Here is a 20622-nt window from a genome sequence, read left to right on the forward strand (position 1 = left end):
CGAGCATGCAGAAACTGGGATTCTTTGAACGGCAGGAGCGCGCCCGCCGTAACACGTCGCTGCTGGTCCTCCTGTTCACCGTTGCCGTGGTCCTGATCACCCTGGTGGTGGACCTGATTGGTTATCTGGCAACCCGCGATATCGAACCGGTGCCGCATTTCGGCGCCTGGCTGATTTCCAAGCAGGGCATCTATACGTCCATCGCCGTGGTGGCCGTCGTCGGCTTCGGCTCGCTGTTCCGCTGGATCGACCTCGCCGGCGGCGGCGATCGCGTGGCCCGCATGGTGGGGGCGCGCCAACTGGACCCGTCCAGCCAGGATCCGGACGAGCGGCGTTTGCGCAACGTGGTGGAAGAAATGGCCATCGCCAGTGGCGTGCCCGTGCCGGACCTGTACGTGATGGACAACGAAACCGCCATCAACGCCTTTGTCGCCGGTTACAGCGCCAGCGAGGCCGTCATGGTGGTAACCCACGGCACCCTCACCCAACTCTCGCGAGACGAGCTCCAGGGTGTCGTCGCCCACGAGTTTAGCCATATCCTCAACTCGGACATGCGCATCAACGTGCGGCTGATCGCGCTGCTCGCCGGCATCCTGATGATCGGGCAAATTGGCCAGTTCCTGCTGGGCAGTGCCGGCCGGCGCAGCTACACCAGTTCCCGGGACGACAAGGGACGTGGTGCCATGATCGCCATCGGCCTAGCGCTGATACTGGTGGGGTACATCGGCCTGTTTTTCGGGCGCCTGATCCAGTCGGCCATCTCGCGCCAGCGGGAAATGCTGGCCGACGCCTCTTCGGTGCAGTTCACCCGCAACCCGGAAGGCATCGCCAGCGCGCTGTACCGCATCGGCCAGACCAGCGGCTATTTCCAGACCACCAGCCACGCCAGCGACGTGAACCACATGTGCTTCAGCGAAACCGTGCGCATGCGCTTCGCAGGCTGGCTGGCGTCCCACCCGCCGCTGGAGGAACGCATCAACGCCATCGATCCGGCACTGCTGGCACGCTTTCGCAACCGCCGCCGCGACGACATCAAACCCACGCAGCCATCGCCGGGCGTATCCTCGACGGCAACAGGCGGAGCCAGTCTCCAGGCGGGTCTGAGCGCCCTGACCGAGCCAGTGATCGGCGCCCGCACCTCACCTCTCGCCTCCGGCACGCGCCTGTCGGAAAGCGCTGGCGCGGTGACTCCGGCCAACGAAGCCTACGCCCAGCGTCTGCTGACACAGCTGCCAGACAACGTCCGCACCCTGCTCTACACCCGCACCGGGGCGATCCAGTACTGCTACAGCCTGATCTTCCACGACATGTCGGACGCCGAGCGGACCGCTGCGCTGCAACACTCACCGGAGCAGGCGGCCCTGGCGCTCGACCAGGATATGATGGCCCGTTTCTATCCCACCCTGGAGGCACTGGGCGACGCCATCCGACTGCCTGCCCTGGAGCTGGCAATGCCGGCTCTGCGCAAGCTCGATCCGCAGGAACGGGAAACGCTGGAAGCGGTGATGGGACGTCTGGCCCGGGCCGATGGCCGGGTGACCTTGTTCGAGTTTGCGCTACTCAGCTTTATCCGGCGTCACCTGACCCCCGCCGGCCGCCGCCCGGACCGGGTGCGCTACCGCCGCTTCGCGGATGTATCAGCGAGTCTGGGCACACTGCTGAGCCTGGCAGCCCGCTCAGCCACCGAGACTGCGGAGGAGGCAGAAGCCTGCTACCAGGAGGCTATCGCCGGCTTCGAGAGTCACTCGGTGAGTCTGGGGCCGCTGCGACAGAAGGTCAGCTCGCGGGAACTGCTGGAGGCGCTGAATCAACTGCGGGGCCTGTCGCCGATGCTCAAACCGGCGATCATCGATGCCTGCGGGCACTGCATCCTGCGGGATGGTCAGGTGGTGGTTCGGGAGTATGAAATCCTGCGACTGGTCGCCGATCAGCTCGACTGCCCCATGCCACCGCTGCCGGTCAGCCAGGCAGGCTGATACCGGCTCAGCGGCGGGTCGCCCCTCAGTCCTGCTCGGGCGGACGCAGCCGGTTACGTTCAAACAGGCCGTCGATGGGCGGCCGTTCACGAGGGCCGATGTCTTCGGCGGTCCCTTTCTCGCGCATCCCCAGGTGCAGGTTCCACAGTCCCTGGTACTTGTCGTCGGTCACAGCCACAGTGTCGGCCTTTTCCAGCAGGATCTTGGGCCGCAGGAACACCAGCAGGTTGCGCTTGATCTTGGTTTCCGACTCGGACGAGAACAGGGCGCCCAGGTAGGGAATATCGCCCAGCAGCGGAACCTTGCTGCGTGAGACGCTGTAGTCTTCCCGGATCAACCCACCCAGGACGATGGTCTCGCCATCGTCCGCCAGCACGGTGGTCTTGATCTGGCGTTTGTTGGTCACCAGGTCGGAGGCGGACTCCACGCTGTCCGCAATGTTTTCGGTAGTCTGCTCGACAATCAGCTTGACCGAATCGTCCTCGCTGATGGTCGGCGTCACCTTCAGGGTCAGGCCGACGTCGCGCCGCTCAATGGTCTGGTACGGGTTCGACACCCCGTCGCTGGTGGTGGTGGTCGACCCGGTGACGAACGGTACGTTCTGGCCCACCACGATTTCCGATTCCTGGTTGTCCAGGGTGATGATGCTCGGTGTCGACAGCAGGTTGGCGGCCGTGGAGTTGGACAGCGCCTGGATCAGCACGCCCCAGGTGAAGCCGCCGTCGCTCTGGTCGCCAAACCCGATCGACGCGCCTCCGGTTGAGGGTGCCACGAACTCGTCCGATACCACGGAGCTGATGACCTCTCCCAGGCTCAGGCCGACATTGCCGAAGTTGGTGCCCAGCACCCCGGTATCCTCACTGCCGGCACCAAACTGAACCCCAACGTCCTTGCCTACCTCGTCGCTGATTTCGACGATGGCCGCTTCGATCATGACCTGGGCCCGGCGTACGTCGAGCGCGTCCACCACGGCATCCACTTCCTGCATGATCGACGGCTCACCGCGCACCACGATGGCGTTCAGACCCTCGTCAGCGAAGATGGCAAAGCCGGAGGTGTTACCCGAACCACCGCCGCTGGACGACTGGCCCTGCTGAGTTTCCTTGGCAACCTCTCCCATGACGCCCTTGAGCAGCTCGGCCAGGGACTCGGCGTCCGCATGCTTGAGACGGATCACCTTGGTGGTGCCGCCCGAGGCCGAAGGCTGATCCAGCTTGCGGATCAGCTCGCGCATTTTCTCACGGAAGTTCTCATCACCGCGCAGGATCAGCCGGTTGCTGCGCTCGTCGGCGGTGACGCTGTACTTGTTGGCGGATTCGTTGGCATTCTGGCCCAGCTCAGACGGTGCCAGTTCCTGCAGCAGGCGCACCATGTCGCCCACCCAGGCTTCCTCCAGCTGGATCACTTCCACTTCGTACTTGGATGGACTGTCCAACTCCTTGACGATGCCTTCAATGCGATCAACGTTGGCGCTGTGATCACTGACGATCAGGGCGTTGGCCGCCGCAACACCGGCCAGGTGACCGTACTTGGCTACCAGCGGGCGCAGAATCGGCACCAGTTCGAGAGCGTTGGCATTGTTGACCTGGATAACCTTGGTGATCAGCTGCTCGGAGGGTAGGGATTCGAAGCGTTTGAGGGATTCGGCCGACTGCTTGGCGTCCACCTGCTGGACGATCTTGATGACCTCCTCACCCGGGATGGCGGTGAACCCGTGGACCTGGAGCACCGCCAGGAACAGGTCGTAGATCTCGGCCTTGTTCATCGGCGCGGAGGACAACACCGTCACCTTGCCCTTGACCCGGGGGTCCACCACGAAGCTGTAACCGGTGATGTCCGCGATCTGGGTCACGAAAGCGCGGATATCGGCGTCCTTGAGGTTAAGCTTCCAGGTGCCTTCCTGGCTGTGTACCGCCGCGCTGAGCGGCAGCAGCAGGACCAGAACCAGAACCCGGATCAGTGGCGTCTTCAGATGTGTCATGCGGTGCTGTTTTCCTGTAACTGAGAATCTGTGGCGAGCGTCATGTTCGCCCTTTCTTATAATCGTTTTATACCGGCGCCGGATGTCATTATTGCGGCAGCGCATAATTCACGGTGAAGCTCGTGCCGTCGCGCATGACCTCCACCTGGATCTGCTCCTGCTCACGCCAGCCGCCGTCCAGCAGGGCCCGGTCCTGCTCAATGTCGCCTAACGGCTGGCCATTGATCGCCGTGATCACGTCGCCGGACTGCAGGTTCAGGGCCGACAACATGGGATTGGAGCCGTCGTACACGTACCCTTGGGCGGCACCGGACGTCACTGGCTGCAGACCGTAACGCGCCAGCGCCTGATCGCCGTCACGGGCCAGCTGCTCCCGCGCATCGTCAACGAACGCTTCCGGCGACTCGTAGTCGGCTTCGGTGGACTGCGACACCATACCGCCTGTCCCGTCCTCTTCAAAGGCCAGCGACTCGACCTGCCCGTTACGACGGATCAGGATCCTGTGGGATTCCACCTCCACCAGCTCGATGTCGCCGGGCATGATGTCACCGACGTGATAGTACGCCGTTGTACCGTCAGTTCCTGCAACTATAGCACCGGAGTCGGCGCCACGCGTTGCTACCACGACGCCTTCCAGCGTCATTCGCAGGTTCGTCTCCGGAGCGCTGCGCTTGACCACCGCAGCAACCGGGGTGCCGGTCTCCGGCCGCCCGAAAAGATCATAGGCGGCCAGCGGCGTACGCGAGCCGGGCGCGGCACTGGCCATCGCGGACGCCGTCGCACGAAGCCCCGGCGCCAGCGGATCGGACCAGACCGCCAGCCAGGTCAGACGGCCGGCAAACCACGCGGCGTAGACGACCAGGCCGATCAACAGCAGATTGGCCAGCCAGCGCGGCAGCCCATTGAACGATGCAATACCCTGAATGGATGCCATGAATCAGCCCTACCCTGCCGGCAGCACGCGCTGACGGACACTGAACACCACGTCCCCGGGCGACGCGCTGCCCGACCAGGGCTGGTTCACCATATCCAGCATGCGCTTGAACAGCTCAATGCGCATCATGCCGTCGGGCTGGAGCGTGGCGGCGATCACCGGGTCCGGACTGCTTGCGCTGGAAATCAGCAGATCCACCTGCCCCGCCCCCGGGTCCCGAACCAGCCGGGCCTGCATCGGCGGCAGCGTTGCCGACTGACGACCACCGCCTTGCGGCCATGACACCTCACCGCCGGGCCAGGTCGCCAGACCGGCGAGCTCGGTCAGTCGCCCATCTTTCAGGGCCGCGTTCAGACGATCGACGGAGATGTCACCGTCGATCATGGCCCCGCCGCTGCGCCGGATTTCCCGGCTGAATTCCGCCACATTGATACGGCCTCGCGCCGACACTTTCCCCGACTTCCGGCCGGTCACCAGAAGCGCCCCTTCCAGACGGGAGGCCGGCGTCTGTAGTTGCCAGGACAGGGGCAGGAAGCCACCGTCGGCAAACAGACCTTCGAGCTGCCAACCGGCCTGGACCGAATGCCCCATGACCTGCCCCTGGATCGCCCCGTTCCAGAGCTGGCCGGAGACCCGCTCCACCTGGACGCCCGGCGGCAGTTCAATCGCGCCCCGCCCCATATGCCAGGCCCAGCCGGCCGGCACCCACACCACCAGGGCCACGGCGTAGACCAGCAACGCCAGCACAAGCAGGGCAATCACCTTGCCGGGGCGGAGAAATCGGGATTCGGGATGTGCGGCCATAGGGTTCGTACAATCAGTCAACGCGTCCTCACGCAAGTGCTCTGGAGTCTATCAGACCCCTGATATAAGTGCATGACGCACGCAATAACCCCGTCCATGAGTCAGGACGACGATGCAATTCCGGCAATCGACGCCAGCAGGCCGGACCGGCGGTCAGCAAAGCGCCTGAAACATCGCCAATACTTTGTTATCAAAGCATATTGTCATGACCCTGAGATGAAACAAAACGGCAAAAAAAAGCCCCGCGTCGAAACGCGGGGCTTTGCGACCTTAAGCGGTCAGGCGTCAGGTGACGGCCGGCTTACATCATGCCGCCCATACCACCCATTCCGCCCATGCCACCCATGTCCGGCATGGCGCCGCCCGCTTTCTCGTCTTCCGGCTCGTCAGTCACCATCGCTTCGGTGGTGATCATCAGACCGGCAACGGAAGCGGCTGCCTGCAGCGCGGAGCGGGTCACCTTGGCCGGGTCGAGGATGCCCATCTCGAGCATGTCGCCGTAGCCTTCGGTTGCCGCGTTGTAGCCGTAGCTGCCTTCGCCCTGACGGACCTTGTCGACAACCACAGAGGCTTCACCGCCGGCATTGGTGACGATCTGGCGCAGAGGCGCTTCCATCGCACGACGCAGGATGTTGATGCCGGCTTTCTGCTCTTCGTTTTCAGCCGCAACACTGTCCAGAGCCGCCAGGGCACGGATCAGCGTCACGCCACCACCGGCCACGATGCCTTCTTCAACGGCGGCGCGGGTGGAGTGCAGCGCGTCTTCAACGCGAGCCTTCTTCTCTTTCATTTCCACTTCGGAACCGGCGCCAACCTTGATGACGGCAACACCGCCGGCCAGCTTGGCAACGCGCTCCTGCAGCTTTTCCTTGTCGTAGTCGGAAGAGCTGTCTTCGATCTGCTTGCGGATCTGCTCAACGCGCGCTTCGATATCCGCCTCGGCACCCGCGCCATCGATGATGGTGGTGTTTTCCTTGGAGATGTTGACGCGCTTGGCAGTACCCAGATCGTCCAGCGAAGCGTTTTCCAGGGTCAGACCCACTTCCTCGGAGATGACGGTACCGCCGGACAGGATGGCGATATCCTGCAGCATTTCCTTGCGACGATCACCGAAGCCTGGCGCCTTCACAGCAGCCACCTTGACGATACCGCGCATGTTGTTGACGACCAGGGTCGCCAGCGCTTCGCCTTCGATGTCTTCGGCGATGATCATCAGCGGCTTGCCTGCCTTCGCGACGCTTTCCAGCACCGGCAGCAGTTCGCGGATGTTGGAGATCTTCTTGTCCACCAGCAGGATGTACGGATCGTCCAGCTCGGCGGTCATGCTGTCCTGGTTGTTGACGAAGTACGGAGACAGGTAGCCGCGATCGAATTGCATGCCTTCAACCACGTCCAGCTCGTCTTCCAGGCCACGGCCTTCCTCGACGGTGATAACGCCTTCCTTGCCAACACGCTCCATGGCGTCAGCAATGATCTTGCCGATGGTCTCGTCGCCGTTGGCGGAGATGGTGCCGACCTGGGCGATGTTGCGGCTGTCGTCACAGGGCTTGGCCATGTCACGGATGGACTTGACCGCAACGGTGGTGGCCTTGTCGATGCCACGCTTGAGGTCCATCGGGTTCATGCCCGCGGCAACCGCTTTCAGACCTTCGTTAACGATGGACTGTGCCAGTACGGTCGCGGTCGTGGTGCCGTCGCCCGCCGTATCGTTGGTCTGGGAAGCGACTTCCTTGACCATCTGGGCGCCCATGTTCTCGAACTTGTCTTTCAGCTCGATTTCCTTGGCAACGGAAACGCCGTCCTTGGTGACGGTCGGTGCGCCGAAGGACTTGTCCAGAACCACGTTGCGGCCTTTCGGGCCCAGAGTCACTTTAACCGCGTCAGCCAGAATGTTGACGCCTGCAACCATACGCTTGCGGGCTGAATCGCCAAATTTAACGTCTTTAGCTGCCATAGTTGTCTTTCCTGTGATCGTTTATTCGTTAAACCAGTCGTCGAATATCGGGTTAAACGTGGGAACCGGACTTAGCTTTCCAGTACGCCGTAGATATCGCTCTCGTTCATGATGAGCAGATCTTCGCCGTCAACCTTCACGGTGTTACCAGCGAACTGACCAAACACCACCGTATCACCGACGTTGACCGCCAGGGCACGGGTTTCGCCGTTGTCCAGAACGCGACCGTTACCAACGGCGATCACCTCGCCCTGGGACGGCTTTTCCTTGGCGTTGCCGGGCAGGACGATACCGCCAGCGGTCTTCTCTTCCTCTTCCTTACGGCGTACGACAACACGATCGTGTAGCGGACGAATTTTCATTGCTCGGTTTCTCCAAATAGTCAGATTGTCATTGGCAATGAGGTTTGCTCAAAACGCTGGGGCTCGTAAGCGCCTGTTTTGTCAGGATCTTCGTGACCCTCAGCAAACTTGTGATCCTTATGTGGGGGTTTGCACCTACATTTCAACTCCCCGTGGCGAAAAATTTTTCACTTTTTTTCCAGCCAATCCCGCTCCTGCGAAGGCTTCCCGTCGTCCTCGTGGCGGTACTCCCCCTCGATGATATCGTCATCCTTTGAGCGCCCCTGGCCGAAGGGATTCTGGCCGCCCATGTGGAAATGGAACTGACTGCTCGACGACCCGGCCACCACCATCCGCTTGAGGGCCTTGGAAGCCAGCCACTGCCGGGTGAACGGCAGCAGGCACAGGAAGCCGACCGTGTCGGTGACGAAACCGGGAGTCAACAGCAGCGCGCCGCCTACCGCCAGGATCAGCCCTTCGGCCACCTCGCGGGCGGGCAGCTCGCCGCTGTTCAGTCGCTGGTTGGCCCGGAACAGGGTCGACAGCCCCTGCTGACGCAAAAGGGCGGCACCGATGACGGCAGTCAGCAGAACCAGCCCCACCGTATTCAACGCCCCGATAATGCCGCCCACTTTGATCAGGACCACCATCTCGACGATGGGCAGCACAATGAATCCCAAAAACAGGAAACCCATGTCAGGCTCCTCAATTGCTGTGTGTAAACGGGGCCATGCTCACCAAAGCCCCTCTGATATACTGCCGCTCGTCATGTGCCCGGTTAACGCGCACGCGCCGGCATAACCATCCCACAACAAACAATTAGGGCAGAGCATGAAACTTCAAGATTCCGTGATTGCAATCACCGGTGGCGGCCAGGGTCTGGGCCGTGCCATGGCCGAGTACCTGGCCGCCCGGGGCGCCCGACTGGCGCTGATCGACCTGCTGCCGGAAAAGCTGGATGAAGCCGTCGTCGCGTGCCAGGCGGCGGGTGGCGACGCCCGCGCCTACACCTGCAACGTGGCGAAGGAGGACGATGTTGAGACCACGTTTGCCGCCATCGTCGCCGATTTCGGACAGCTCAACGGGCTGATCAACAACGCCGGCATCCTGCGTGACGGGCTGATGATCAAGGCGAAGGACGGGGAGATCGCCAAACGCATGTCCCTGGCCGAATGGCAGGCGGTGATCGACGTGAACCTCACCGGCGTGTTCCTGTGCGGCCGGGAAGCGGCCAGCAAGATGATCGAGAACGGCGACCCGGGCGTGATCATCAACATCAGCAGCATTTCCCGCGCCGGCAACATGGGGCAGAGCAACTACTCCGCCGCCAAGGCCGCCGTCGCTGCGCTGGTGCCGGTCTGGGCCAAAGAACTGGCGCGTTACGGCATCCGCGCCATGGGCATCGCGCCCGGCTTTATCGAAACCGAGATGACCGCCTCCATGAAACCCGAGGCGCTGGAGAAAATGACGGCCGGCATTCCGCTCAAGCGCATGGGCTCACCGGACGAGATCGCCTCGGCGGCCGCTTTCATCTTCGAGAACGACTACCTGTCCGGACGCATGATCGAGGTGGACGGTGCCCTCCGGCTCTGATTCCGGCGACGCCGGCATGACCCGGGAGCAGATCATCTGGCAGGTGGTCTGCGCCATCCCGACCGGCCGCGTCGCAAGCTACAGCCAGGTGGCGGAGCTGGCCGGCTTCAAGGGGCTGGCGCGCTTCGTGGGGCGCACCATGGGACAGCTGCCGGAAGGGTCCGACGTGCCCTGGCACCGGGTGCTGAAGCAGGACGGCCGCATCGCCTTCCCGCCGGACTCCAACCGTTTCCATTTCCAGAGTCGGCGGCTGACCGAGGAAGGTGTGCTGGTGCGCAACGGCAAGGTCTCGATGCCCCGGTTCCGCTGGCAGCCCTGACGCCGCCCCTGACTCCGTCGGTCTAGGCTGGCCGCTGCTGGGCCGCCCCGTCCTGATCGCCCTCCGCCGCTTCCTTGGCGGGCGCCAGCGCGTCCAGCCGCTTGCCGTGCCGCATCATGTACAGGCACAGCAGAATGGCCGGCAGGCCGGTTGCCGCCGAGATCAGGAAGAACCCGCCGTAATCGAACCCCTCGACCACCAGACCGGAGAAGCCGCCGATGAACTTGCCCGGCAGGGTCATCAGCGAGCTGAACAGCGCGTACTGGGTGGCGGTAAACGAAGCGCTGGTCATACTGGAAAGCCAGGCAATCAGGGCTACGTTGGCGATACCGCCACTGAGGTTATCGGCGCTGACCACCAGCGCCAGGGTCCAGATATCCGGCGGATACTGGGCGATCAGCATGAACAGCAGGTTGCTGCCCGCGGTCAGGATCGCGCCGATCAGAAGAATCGGACGGATGCCGTAACGGGCCACCAGCAGTCCACCCACACCCGACCCCAGGATGGTCATGAAAAACCCGAACACCTTGGTGACATCCGCGACATCGGTCTTCGAGAAGCCCATGTAATTCAGATAGAACGGGTTGGCCATGACGCCCATGGCGATGTCACAAATGCGGTAGACCGCCACCAGCAGCAGGATCATCAGCGCCAGGTCGCGATAGCGCCGGAAAAAGTCCAGGAAGGGACCGCCCACAGCAGCGGAAAACCAGCCGGTCATCCGGGCCATTCGCGGCGACAGATGCCCACGGCGCATTACCTCTTCCTCCACCCGGTGCGCCAGATCCGCCGCAGCCGCATGGTGGTTGACCCTGGGCTCGCGCACCACAAGGACGGTAGCAATTCCGACGCCCACCAGCAGCGCCATCACATCGTAGGAGATCTGCCAGGACCAGAACTCCGCGAGATACAGGGCTCCAGCCCCCGCCACCAGAAGCGCCACGCGATAGCCAAAGATGTAGGCCGCCGCCAGGGCCGCCTGGATTCGGGGTTCGGCGATCTCGATGCGGTACGCGTCGATGGCAACGTCCTGGGTGGCGGAAGAGAACGCCACCAGCAACCCGCAGAGCGCCATCAGGGTGGGTGCGGCGACCGGATCGATCCGCGCCATCAGGAACAGCCCGACGGCGATCCCGCACTGGGCCAGCAGCATCCAGCTGCGGCGCTTGCCAAGCAGTCGATCGAGCACGGGCAGGGACACCCGGTCCACCACCGGCGCCCAGAACACCTTGACCGAATAGGTGATCCCCAGCCAGCTGAAGAAACCGATGGTGGCGGTTTCCACACCCACGTCCGCCAGACGGGCGTTCAGGGTGGAAAACACCAGCAGGAACGGCAGCCCGGCCGAGAACCCCAGAAACAGCATGGCCACCACCTGCCACTGGGTGAACGTCTTCAGGGCCTCGAGAAAGGCATCGCGCCGGGCGTGGGGAGTGATGGCAAAGGCTCCGTCAGTCGCGGAAATTGTTGAACTGCAGCGGCAGCTCCAGCTCCGATTCCTTGATCAGGGCAATCGCGCCCTGGAGGTCGTCGCGCTTCTTGCCGGTAACCCGCACCTTGTCGCCCTGAATGCTGGCCTGGACTTTCATCTTGGCGTCCTTGATCAGCTTGACGATCTTCTTGGCGTCCGGCGTTTCGATGCCCTGACGCAGGGTGAAGTGCTTGCGCATCAGCTTGCCGGAGTGGGAGTCCTCCCCTTCCACCAGAGATCGGGTATCGACGCCACGCTTGGCGAACGCCATCCGCAGCATGTCCATCAATTGCTCGAGCTGGAAATCCTGCTCGGCGCTGACGGTGATGCCGTTGTCGTCCAGCTCGAAGCCCGCCTCCACGTTCTTGAAATCCCAGCGATTGCCCAGGTCGCGCCTGGCCTGGTCCACCGCATTGGTGACTTCGTGCATGTCAATTTCGGAAACAATATCAAAGGACGGCATGATGTCAGCTCCAGATGTGCGAACCGACTGGTGTATCGGGTTCATCAGCCATGAATTCGCAGGTTTGCCAATCAGACCGCAGCACAGCCACAAATTGTGGCTATAATGGCCGCGAAATACTCGGACAGCGCCACGCCCATCGGACGGAGCGACGCTTTTCTACCGGCCGCTAGGATAGCAACTTGCTCTGGCGGTCGCACCATGGATCGGACCGTGACACGTAGTGAGTCAACATGCCCAATTTCGACCTGCCCATCCTCGTCGTCGACGACGCTAAATTCAGTAGCATGGTGGTCAGCCGCGCCCTTGCCAAAGCCGGTTACGACGATGTGCGCATCGCCCATAATGCGCCTCAGGCCCTGGAGCTGATGGAGCAGCGCCCCGTAGGCCTGCTGATTGCCGACTGGCTGATGCCCGAGATGGATGGCCTTGAGCTGACCGACCGGGTGCGGCAGATCGACGAACAGGAACACCACTACACCTACGTGATGCTGCTGACGGCGCGGGAGAGCGTCGAGGCCCTGGCCGAAGCCTTCGACCGCGGCGTCGACGACTTCGTCTACAAGTCCGAGATGAACCGCCAGCTCCTGCCGCGGGTATTCGCCGCCGACCGCATCACCGACCGCCAGAACTCCCTGCTCAGCAACAACGCGTTGCTGGAGCAGCGCAATCAGGAGCTGCAGGCCCGCAACATCGTGGACGTGGAAACCGGCCTGTATAACAACAACTACGCCGGCGACCGACTGGAGCGCTGCCTACGCCAGGCGGACAGTCGGGGCGGCGCCTGTGCCTACCTGCTGGTAGGAATCCGCAACTGGAACACCCTCAAGGCCCAGTACCTGCCGTCCACCATGAAGGAACTGGCCACCACCATCGGCCAGCGCCTGGAGCACCTGGTTCGGCCGATGGACAGCCTGTGCCGGATCGCCGACAACCAGTTCGCCATCGTGGCCTACTTCGACAACCCGGAACATTGCACCACCGCCACCTTCCGACGCATTCACGACGGCATCAACCACCAGGCCCTGAAGACCTCCGTGGGCTACATTTCGCTGGAGGCCGACATGGTCCTGTGCCGTTGCGACGGACAGATTCCCGGACCCGGCGTCAAATCCGTGCAGCAGGCCGCCAGCCAGGGCCTGGCCAACGCCCACGAAACCCGCCTGTTCACCGAAGTTCGCGCCCGGGTACCGGAGATAGCCTGAACATTTCGTTACAACGGTACACACTTCACACACAGACTTCAGAGCGGGCCAGCCTTACTATTTCAATCGTGGATGTAAGCAGTATCCCCCCACGACGGAGGAGTGAGCAGTCCTCCAAGGATGCAGTCTGGAGAGTCAGAAGTCCCTCCGTCGGTTAATGGGGTCACATCCAGCGGATTAACGAATGTTTCAGGCACTTTCGTTCTTTCCTTATGTTTCCAGGCGGACTGGGTATCCAGGCCGCTTTTTTATTGCCTGCTATTTGACCCGCCGGTAACGCTGCAACCTCCCCCGCCGTCAATCGTTCCCCTGATTTCAACACGCCAGCAGGCCTTTGCGTCTCCACACAGGTCATCAGCCGTTGATCCGAAAGCGCCGATCCGTTATCAATGCCGTATCGGAACAACGACAACAACCGGCATGACCACGATTTCTTCCCTGGGCACGGCGTCCATGGCCGCCGTACGACAATACCTGCGCGCCGCCGAAGCCAAAGGCGTTGCCACCGCGTCTCTTCTGGCCACCGCCGGCATCGGACTGACGGCACAGACGCCGGATGATCAACGCATCGACGGCGCCCGCTTCCAGCACTTCATCCGCCTGCTCGTGGAAGCCGCAGACACCCCCATTCTCGGACTGGAAACAGGCGACTTCGTGCAACCCGGCTCCTACAGCGTGCTGGGCTACATCACCATGAGCTGCGCCACCCTGGGCGAGGCCATCCAGGCGATCGTTCCCTATGAGAAACTGGTGGGCGACATGGGGCTCACTCGCTTCGACCTCCAGGGCGATACCATGCACCTGGTCTGGCAATGCGCCTACACCGATCCGCTGGTCCGCCCTCACCTGATCGACAACGTCATCGCTTCCTGGATCCAGTACGCACGCTGGCTCGGCGACGACACGGACACCGCGCCCATCGAAGTGCGCCTGGAGCGCCCTTCACCGGGCGCAGCGTTGGAGGCCGCGTACACCGGTCGCTGGGGCTGCCCGGTGATTTTTGGCGCGGACGACAATCGCGTCGTGGCCGCCCGGCGGTTGCTGGACATCCCGCTGCGCCAGCCGGACCCAAGCCTGCGACGCACCCTGGAAGCCCACGCCCGACACCAGATGGCGAGCATCCAGGACGATGCCGCCCTGCTCACCCGGGTGCGCGAGGCCATCCGCCATCAGCTGCTGCAGGGTGTCAGCCGCCAGGATCTGGTTGCCGCCGACCTGCACATGACCCGCCGCACCCTGCAACGCCGCCTCAACCGCGAGGGCGCCAGCTACCAGGCGTTACTCGACGAGGTGCGCCAGTCGCTGGCCGCCGACCTGCTGATCCATACCGACCTGGCCATTGCCGACATCGCCGACCGCCTGGGTTTCGCTGCAGCCACGTCGTTTCACCGGCTGTTCCGGCAGCGTACCGGCCAGACGCCGACCGATTTCCGGCGCCAGCATCAGGACTAGTGCCCCATTCGTTTTATAACGGACCGGACACTACCTCGCTCGCGCCAGTGATCCGAGCACGGCGTCGCTGTCGGCGCCCAGGGAGCGGCCGGTATGGTGTGCCTGACAGGGTGTGGCACTGAACTTGATGGGATGCCCCAGTTGCGGCTGCGTGCCGCCCTCAGGGCGCGGCACATCCAGTACCATGTCGCGGGCCCGCAGTTGCGGGTGCGCCGACGCTTCGGCCACAGTGAGCACCGGCTCCACGCAAGCGTCCAGCTCGGCGAACAGCGCTTGCCACTCATCCAGCGTGCGTTCGGCCAGGGCACTTTTCAGCGCCTGCTTGAGTTCGCGCTGGCGCTCCGGGTCCGGGCTCAACCCCTGATCTTTCAGCTCCGACAGGCCCAGCGCATCGCACAGCCGGGCCATGAACGCCGGTTCCAGACTGCCCACCGACAGCCAGCGCCCGTCGGCGGTCTCGTAATAGTCGTAAAACGAGCCGCCGTTAAGCAGTGAGCGCTCCGGCCCCGGAACCTCACCTCCCGCCAGGCAGGCCGCTCCGGCCATGCCGTTGAGCGCAAAGGCCGCGTCGGTCATGCTCACGTCGACCAATTGCCCCTCCCCCGTTTGCTGGCGGTGAATGACCGCCGCCAGGATGCCCATGACCGCATGGTGCGAGCCGCCGGCCACGTCCGCCACCTGAATGCCCAGCGGCGGCGGCCCGGACGCCTGCCGGCCACAATGACTGCTCACACCGGCCAGAGCGAGGTAATTGATGTCGTGCCCGGCGCGGTAGCGATAGGGGCCGGTCTGGCCGTAGCCGGTGATGGCGCAGTAGATCAGGGACGGATTGATGTCCCGCAGCGTGTCGTAGCCAATCCCGAGACGGTCCATGACGCCAGGGCGAAACTGCTCGATCACAATGTCGTAATCCGCCACCAATTGCTTGATCACCGCCACGCTGTCCGGCTGTTTCAGGTCAAGCGCCAGGGACGCCTTGCCCCGGTTCACGTAGGCGTGGGCGGTGCTCGTACCGCCCTCGTGCGGCGGCATGACGCGGGTCAGATCCAGCCGGTCCGGCGCCTCTACCCGCAGGACCTCCGCCCCCATATCGGCCAGCATCATGGTGGCGTAGGGCCCAGGCAACAAGGTGGTAAAATCGAGCACACGAAGTCCTTGCAGGGGTCCGGCCATACCACTCCTCCTCTTAACTTCAGACGCTTGAATTCCATAAAACGCGACGCCATCGACGAGCACGGCGAACTCGATCTTCAGACTGCCCGCCCGGCGCCGGACTGCCAACAGCCTCATCCGCCAAAGCGACTGGCCGGAACGATCAATTCACTGGCCCACCAGGCCGGCCAGGTTGGTTGCAAAGCCCCGGCACCCTCTTATGATGAGCGATGTTTCGTTGGAATACAGGTCACTGGATGGCAAAACTGACGGTCTCCGGACACTTCGTGCGCGCTGCCCTGGGCGGGGCCCAACAACACGCTCTTGATACCGATGCCCTGCTGCGTACCGCCGGCATCGCACCGGAGCGGCTGCGTGCGCCCGGCGCCCGGGTCAGCAGCGGCCAGTTTACCCGGCTGATGCAGGTCATCTGGGAGACCATGGCGGACGAATTCATGGGCCTGGGACCGCGACGCTGCCATCCGGGCACCTTCGCCACCCTGTGCACGCTGGTGATCGGACATTCGACACTGCGCGGCGGTCTGCAGCGGGCCCACCAGTTCTCGCGACTGTTCGACGGCACCGTCTGCATGCGCCTGGAAGAGCGGGAGGACAGTGGTCAGGTCGCACTGGTGCTGGAGGCCAGCGGCACGCTGGCCGATCCCCAGTACTTCCTGCGCGAGAGCATCCTGGTCATCTGGCACCGCTTGTTCAGCTGGCTCATCGGGCAGGCGATCACGCTGGATGGTGCCCGCTTCGATTACCCGCCACCGGCCCACGCCGACGAGTACCGCCACATCTTTCACTGTCCGCTCACCTTCAATGCGGAGCGCACCGAGTTGTTGTTCGACCGACGCTTCCTGGCCGCGCCGATCATCCGCGACCGGCCGGAGTTGCGCCGTTTCCTGAAAACCTCGCCGGCGGACCTTTTGGCCCGTCCGGACGAGGGGCACAGCTTCACCGGCCGCATCCGCGCCCTGATCGGACGGGATTTCTCCCGGGCCCTGCCGGATTTCGAGTGGATTGCCTCGGAACTGCACGTCAGCCCACAGACCCTGCGCCGACGCCTGAAGCAGGAGAACACCTCATTCCAGGAGATCAAGGACCTGCTGCGCCGGGATCTGGCGATCTACTACCTGAGCCGGGGCGACCGCCCCATCAACGACATCGCCCACGACGTCGGGTTTACCGAGCCATCGACCTTTCATCGCGCGTTCAAGAAATGGACCGGCATGACGCCGGGCGCCTGGCGGGACGGCGGCGGAGAGGAGAGCTGAGCCCGGCAGCGCATCGGCATGCCGGGCCCGACAAATCAGGTCGGTGACTGCAGACGGCGAATCAGATCACCCAGGGTGCGCGCCAGGGCCTGGGTGGTGTCCGGCTGACCACCCAACTTGAGCCAGCGCGAGCCGTCGCGCGGATCGTAGATCCAGCAGGTGCGACCGTCATCCGGGCAGTCCCAGCGCAGCAGCGGGTTAATACCGTACACAGACAGCCGGGTGGAAATGACTTCAGAGCGACCATCCCCCAGGCGGCGGGTTTCCTGCACCTGCAGCTCGCCGTTGCCCGCCTGAACGCGATATTGCACATCCGGCGATTCGTCGGCGCGAATCACCCGGCCGTTGTTGTTACGCCATGCATTCTGGGACAACAGACTGTTGGCATGACGCTCCAGGGCCTGTTGCGGGGTGTCGGCCAGATAGAGACGCTGCAGGTCCCGGATAGCATCACCAGCGGCCGGCTCAATGGTTGCCACCGGGTCACCCTGGGACTGGGCGGCTGCCGCCACATCGCCCTGCTCGTTGCGGGTCTGCTCGACGGCGGTAATCAGCTCCAGCGCCTCCGTGTAATGCTCGCCCTCGGCACCAACCTGGGTGACGTAGGTTTCCAGTGCGGACATGGCTTCGTTCAGGTGCCCCGCCTCGAACATCACCCGACCGCGATAGAAGGCGTATTCAGCGGGTTTGGGCGTTTCCAGTGATTGCAGGCGATTGAGGTATTCGCCGGCTTCGCCCCACTTCTCGTCGGCGACCGCCTTCTCCACCGCTATCATCAGGCGGCGGGTTTCATGCTCGGGCGGCAAGGCGTAAGCCAATTGGGCGAACAGCATTCCACTGACAACCACACCCATCCATATGCTTTTCATTCCTGAATTCTCCGCAGGTACATCACTGGATTGGAAACCACAGCCCACGCCGGACCATCGGGTCTTTCGGGGTGTCGAGGAACCGCGCCAGGGCGGGCTTCCTCCCGGTTTCCAAGTACATCGTCTCAATGCCTATTTTTACAAAAGTTTCTGCCATAAACCGCCAGGATTCAACCTGACGCCTGTGGTGCGCACGCCCTTCGTCCAACAATCGTTCATCTGGCAACAATCGCGCATCAGTCGACAATCACGGTGCCATCGGTGTGTTCGTCGTCTTCGCCGCCGCAGCGGCCGCTGGAAACGGGAAGCGATGGCTCACGAAAACCGGCTGGGGGGTGCGCCGCGTCGATCATCGGGTGGCTCCCGGCGATTGAAGGATGATCCCGCCATTCTAGAGAAGCGGCCAGACACCCTCTGTGAACTGCGGCCCACCGCAATCAATCATCCTTGCCGACGGCGCGCACCGGCGGCTCGTCCGGTCGCTCACCGATCTCGGCCTGGTCGCGCACCGCTTTGGGCAGTTCTTTCTTGACCCGTACACCCAGCTCGACGAAGCGGTTGGCCTGGGAAATCAGGTTGCCCTTGCCCCGGGTCAGCGTATTCATGGCCGAGTCGTAGGTGCCCTGGGCGGTCTGCAACTGGCCCCCCAGTTTTTCCATGGACTCCACGAACACGCGCAGCTTGTCGTAGACGGCGCCGGCCCGGTCGGCGATCAGGCGGGCGTTCTGGCTCTGGCGCTCGTAACGCCAGATGTTCTCGATGGTGCGCAGCGTGGCCAGCAAGGTGGTGGGGGTGACCACGATGATCTTGCGCTCGAAGGCTTCGGCGAACAGCTTTTCGTCGTACTGGAAAGCGGCCACGAACGCCGGTTCGATGGGCATGAACAGCAACACGAAATCCGGCGAATGCAAGCCGTGGAGCTGGCTGTAATCCTTCTCGCTGAGGCCGCGGATGTGCTGGCGCACGGCGTCCACATGGGCCTTGAGGGCGGCTTCCCGCTCGCTGTCCTCGTCGGCGGTGACCCACTCCTGGTAGGCCAGCAGCGACACTTTGGAATCCACGATCAGGTTGCGTTCGTCGGGCAGGTGGATCACCACGTCCGGACGCAGCAGCTGTCCGTCGGCATCGCGGTAGCTGCCCTGGGTCTCGTATTCGACGCCCTTGCGCAGCCCGGATTTTTCCAGCACCCGTTCCAGGATCAGCTCGCCCCAGTTGCCCTGCACCTTCTTGTCGCCTTTCAGCGCTTTGGTCAGGTTGGCCGCTTCCTCGGTGATCTGGCGGTTCAGCTTCTGCAGCGCGTCGATCTCGCTGCGCAGGGCCTGGCGGTCACGGGTCTCCGTGGTGTAGACGTCTTCCACCCGCTTGCGGAAATCCTGCAACTGGTCGCGGAAGGGGTTGAGCAGCGTGTCCAGGCTGGTGCGGGTCTGCTGGGAAAAGCGCTCGCTCTTCTGCTCGAAGATGCGGTTGGCCAGGTTCTCGAACTCCTGCTTGAGGGCGTCCCGGTTGCGCTCGAGCAGCTCCAGCTTCTCGGCGGTGGCACGTCGCTCCTCTTCCAGCGTGACCTCGTATTCGCGAATCGACACCCGGGCGTCGGAGAGTTCGCGACTGATCTTTTCGTGCTGTCCGTTCAGCTCGTTGACGCGCGTTTCCAGGGACGCCTCACGCCGGTGGGCGGCGGATTTCTCCGCCTCCAGCGAGGCCAGCCGGTTGTCCAGCTCGCTGGTCTTGTTGCGCCAGGATTCGCGGCTGGCCTCCAGTTCACTGGCCTGCTGCCGGGCCCGCTCTTCCTGCTGCCGCAACTGGTCCCGCTCCTGTTGCAGCAGGGCCACCTGACTGGTGGCCTCGTGGCTGGCCAGGGCCGCCGACTCCAGTTGTTCTTCCAGCGAGCCGATCTGCGCCCGGGCAGCCTCCCGTTCACGGCGCAGACGGCGCTGGCCGATCACGACACAGACCGCAGCGGTCAACACCAGTGTCGCCAGGGCAATGAGGGCGAGTTCGGGGATCATTTCCCGGGACAGGGACAAGGGCACAGTTTACTCCTGAAGTTGATTCGGGCCGAGGGACGCCGCGCCGCCAGGCGACGCGGGATGCGAGCACGCGGGGACATGCGCAACGCTTGTGATTATCGATGCCCATGCGGTGCCGCTGTTGCGTTCCCCACGCTACCCGGTTCGCAAAAAGGCGATCGCCGTGCTGTTGGTTGCATCCAGGGATGGAACCGGCTCGTAAACTGAGCTACAACACGGATATCACTATAACAAAAACGCGACTGCCCGGGCGCGACCCCGATCGGGCAATGCGCGCGAGCCGCCTCCGGACAGGGACTTTTCGAGACAAAACCATGCTGAAAGCATTCTGGCGCAGGACCACCGGGCAACACGACCGCCCGGAACCCCATGCCGAAGGCCCGGGCAACGTCAGCCTGACCGAACACCTCACCCACACCGGGCGCTATCACCTGGAGCGGCTGCACATGCTCGTCGGACTGCGTTATAGCGAGCCCGTCTGCCTCGACTCCGACGCGGCCATCCGCAGCCTCATCCACTACGCGTCGCGCATCCAGGACCAGGACATCCAGCGCGAACTCCTGTTGCTGTATCTCAATTGCCCGCCGGCGGTTCAGGACTACCTGCGCTCCAACGACATCCTGGATGTTGATCAGTACCTTCGCGCTCGCCGGCCGCCGGGTGTGACAGAATAATGACGGGTTTGTCCACTGGGGTTACATATCGGTAAATCCTTGTAATGTCGTATTCCTGTATACTCCGGGCTTTCGAAAATCCTCCGGACAGGCGGCGGATACAACTGACGACAGGCTTTCACGGACAGAG

General features: G+C 63.3%; 18 protein-coding genes. 7 read left to right on the top strand and 11 right to left on the bottom strand.

The window, feature by feature from the left end; translation table 11 throughout:
- Positions 1–5 precede the first annotated feature (5 nt).
- Positions 6–1976: a M48 family metallopeptidase gene (locus tag GQB00_RS13350; RefSeq protein ID WP_165856705.1), complete on the top strand. Its 1971-nt coding sequence runs from the start codon at positions 6–8 to the stop codon at positions 1974–1976.
- A gap of 25 nt (positions 1977–2001) precedes the next feature.
- Here GQB00_RS13350 and gspD read toward each other — a convergent pair whose 3' ends face one another.
- From gspD to GQB00_RS13380, 6 genes are all read right to left on the bottom strand, one after another.
- Positions 2002–3957 carry a type II secretion system secretin GspD gene (gene gspD / locus GQB00_RS13355; RefSeq protein ID WP_111497762.1) on the bottom strand — a complete coding sequence of 652 codons (1956 nt, stop codon included), beginning with the start codon at positions 3955–3957 and terminating at the stop codon, positions 2002–2004.
- 88 nt (positions 3958–4045) lie between these two features.
- Positions 4046–4891 carry a type II secretion system protein N gene (locus tag GQB00_RS13360; protein WP_165856706.1) on the bottom strand — a complete coding sequence of 282 codons (846 nt, stop codon included), beginning with the start codon at positions 4889–4891 and terminating at the stop codon, positions 4046–4048.
- A 9-nt stretch (positions 4892–4900) separates the two neighbouring features.
- Entirely contained in the window at positions 4901–5695 is a 795-nt protein-coding gene (locus GQB00_RS13365) for a type II secretion system protein N (RefSeq protein ID WP_165856707.1), read from the bottom strand.
- 301 nt (positions 5696–5996) lie between these two features.
- Positions 5997–7649 (bottom strand): chaperonin GroEL, encoded by a 1653-nt coding sequence (gene groL / locus GQB00_RS13370; protein ID WP_111497765.1) that lies wholly within the window; start codon positions 7647–7649, stop codon positions 5997–5999.
- A 71-nt stretch (positions 7650–7720) separates the two neighbouring features.
- Positions 7721–8011, bottom strand: coding sequence for a co-chaperone GroES (gene groES, locus GQB00_RS13375; RefSeq protein WP_111497766.1), 291 nt, complete (start codon positions 8009–8011; stop codon positions 7721–7723).
- A 167-nt stretch (positions 8012–8178) separates the two neighbouring features.
- Positions 8179–8685, bottom strand: a complete 507-nt coding sequence (locus tag GQB00_RS13380) for an FxsA family protein (protein WP_165856708.1) — start codon at positions 8683–8685, stop codon at positions 8179–8181.
- A 136-nt stretch (positions 8686–8821) separates the two neighbouring features.
- Between GQB00_RS13380 and GQB00_RS13385 the strand changes: the two genes are divergently transcribed.
- A complete protein-coding gene (locus GQB00_RS13385) occupies positions 8822–9583 on the top strand; it encodes an SDR family oxidoreductase (RefSeq protein WP_165856709.1) in 762 nt (253 codons plus the stop codon).
- Positions 9584–9599: 16 nt separating this feature from the next.
- Complete coding sequence (locus GQB00_RS13390; protein WP_111497933.1) at positions 9600–9902, top strand: MGMT family protein; 303 nt, start codon at positions 9600–9602, stop codon at positions 9900–9902.
- Positions 9903–9924: 22 nt separating this feature from the next.
- Here the strand turns inward: GQB00_RS13390 and GQB00_RS13395 are convergent, their stop codons facing one another.
- Positions 9925–11277 carry an AmpG family muropeptide MFS transporter gene (locus GQB00_RS13395; RefSeq protein ID WP_228160687.1) on the bottom strand — a complete coding sequence of 451 codons (1353 nt, stop codon included), beginning with the start codon at positions 11275–11277 and terminating at the stop codon, positions 9925–9927.
- 76 nt (positions 11278–11353) lie between these two features.
- A complete protein-coding gene (locus GQB00_RS13400; protein WP_111497770.1) occupies positions 11354–11836 on the bottom strand; it encodes a YajQ family cyclic di-GMP-binding protein in 483 nt (160 codons plus the stop codon).
- A 233-nt stretch (positions 11837–12069) separates the two neighbouring features.
- On the opposite strand from GQB00_RS13400, the gene GQB00_RS13405 reads away from it, so the two are divergent.
- Both GQB00_RS13405 and GQB00_RS13410 read left to right on the top strand, forming a co-directional pair.
- Entirely contained in the window at positions 12070–13041 is a 972-nt protein-coding gene (locus GQB00_RS13405; protein WP_165856710.1) for a response regulator, read from the top strand.
- Positions 13042–13461: 420 nt separating this feature from the next.
- A complete protein-coding gene (locus GQB00_RS13410) occupies positions 13462–14493 on the top strand; it encodes an AraC family transcriptional regulator (RefSeq protein WP_207950787.1) in 1032 nt (343 codons plus the stop codon).
- A gap of 30 nt (positions 14494–14523) precedes the next feature.
- On the opposite strand, the gene GQB00_RS13415 is transcribed toward GQB00_RS13410, so the two are convergent.
- On the bottom strand, positions 14524–15666 hold the full coding sequence (locus GQB00_RS13415; protein WP_165856711.1) for a CaiB/BaiF CoA transferase family protein: 1143 nt from the start codon (positions 15664–15666) through the stop codon (positions 14524–14526).
- Positions 15667–15902: 236 nt separating this feature from the next.
- On the opposite strand from GQB00_RS13415, the gene GQB00_RS13420 reads away from it, so the two are divergent.
- Positions 15903–16922 (top strand): AraC family transcriptional regulator, encoded by a 1020-nt coding sequence (locus tag GQB00_RS13420; protein WP_165856712.1) that lies wholly within the window; start codon positions 15903–15905, stop codon positions 16920–16922.
- A 35-nt stretch (positions 16923–16957) separates the two neighbouring features.
- On the opposite strand, the gene GQB00_RS13425 is transcribed toward GQB00_RS13420, so the two are convergent.
- Together GQB00_RS13425 and rmuC are read right to left on the bottom strand one after the other, a co-directional pair.
- The gene (locus GQB00_RS13425; RefSeq protein ID WP_165856713.1) at positions 16958–17791 is read right to left on the bottom strand and encodes a hypothetical protein; all 834 of its coding nucleotides are present in this window, start codon (positions 17789–17791) and stop codon (positions 16958–16960) included.
- A 437-nt stretch (positions 17792–18228) separates the two neighbouring features.
- A complete protein-coding gene (gene rmuC / locus GQB00_RS13430; RefSeq protein ID WP_228276836.1) occupies positions 18229–19797 on the bottom strand; it encodes a DNA recombination protein RmuC in 1569 nt (522 codons plus the stop codon).
- A gap of 335 nt (positions 19798–20132) precedes the next feature.
- Here rmuC and GQB00_RS13435 point away from each other — a divergent pair, with 335 nt between their 5' ends.
- Positions 20133–20492 (top strand): hypothetical protein, encoded by a 360-nt coding sequence (locus tag GQB00_RS13435; RefSeq protein WP_165856714.1) that lies wholly within the window; start codon positions 20133–20135, stop codon positions 20490–20492.
- The last annotated feature ends 130 nt before the right edge of the window (positions 20493–20622 follow it).

The organism is Marinobacter sp. JSM 1782161, assembly GCF_011421605.1.
GTDB classification, from domain to species: domain Bacteria; phylum Pseudomonadota; class Gammaproteobacteria; order Pseudomonadales; family Oleiphilaceae; genus Marinobacter_A; species Marinobacter_A bohaiensis.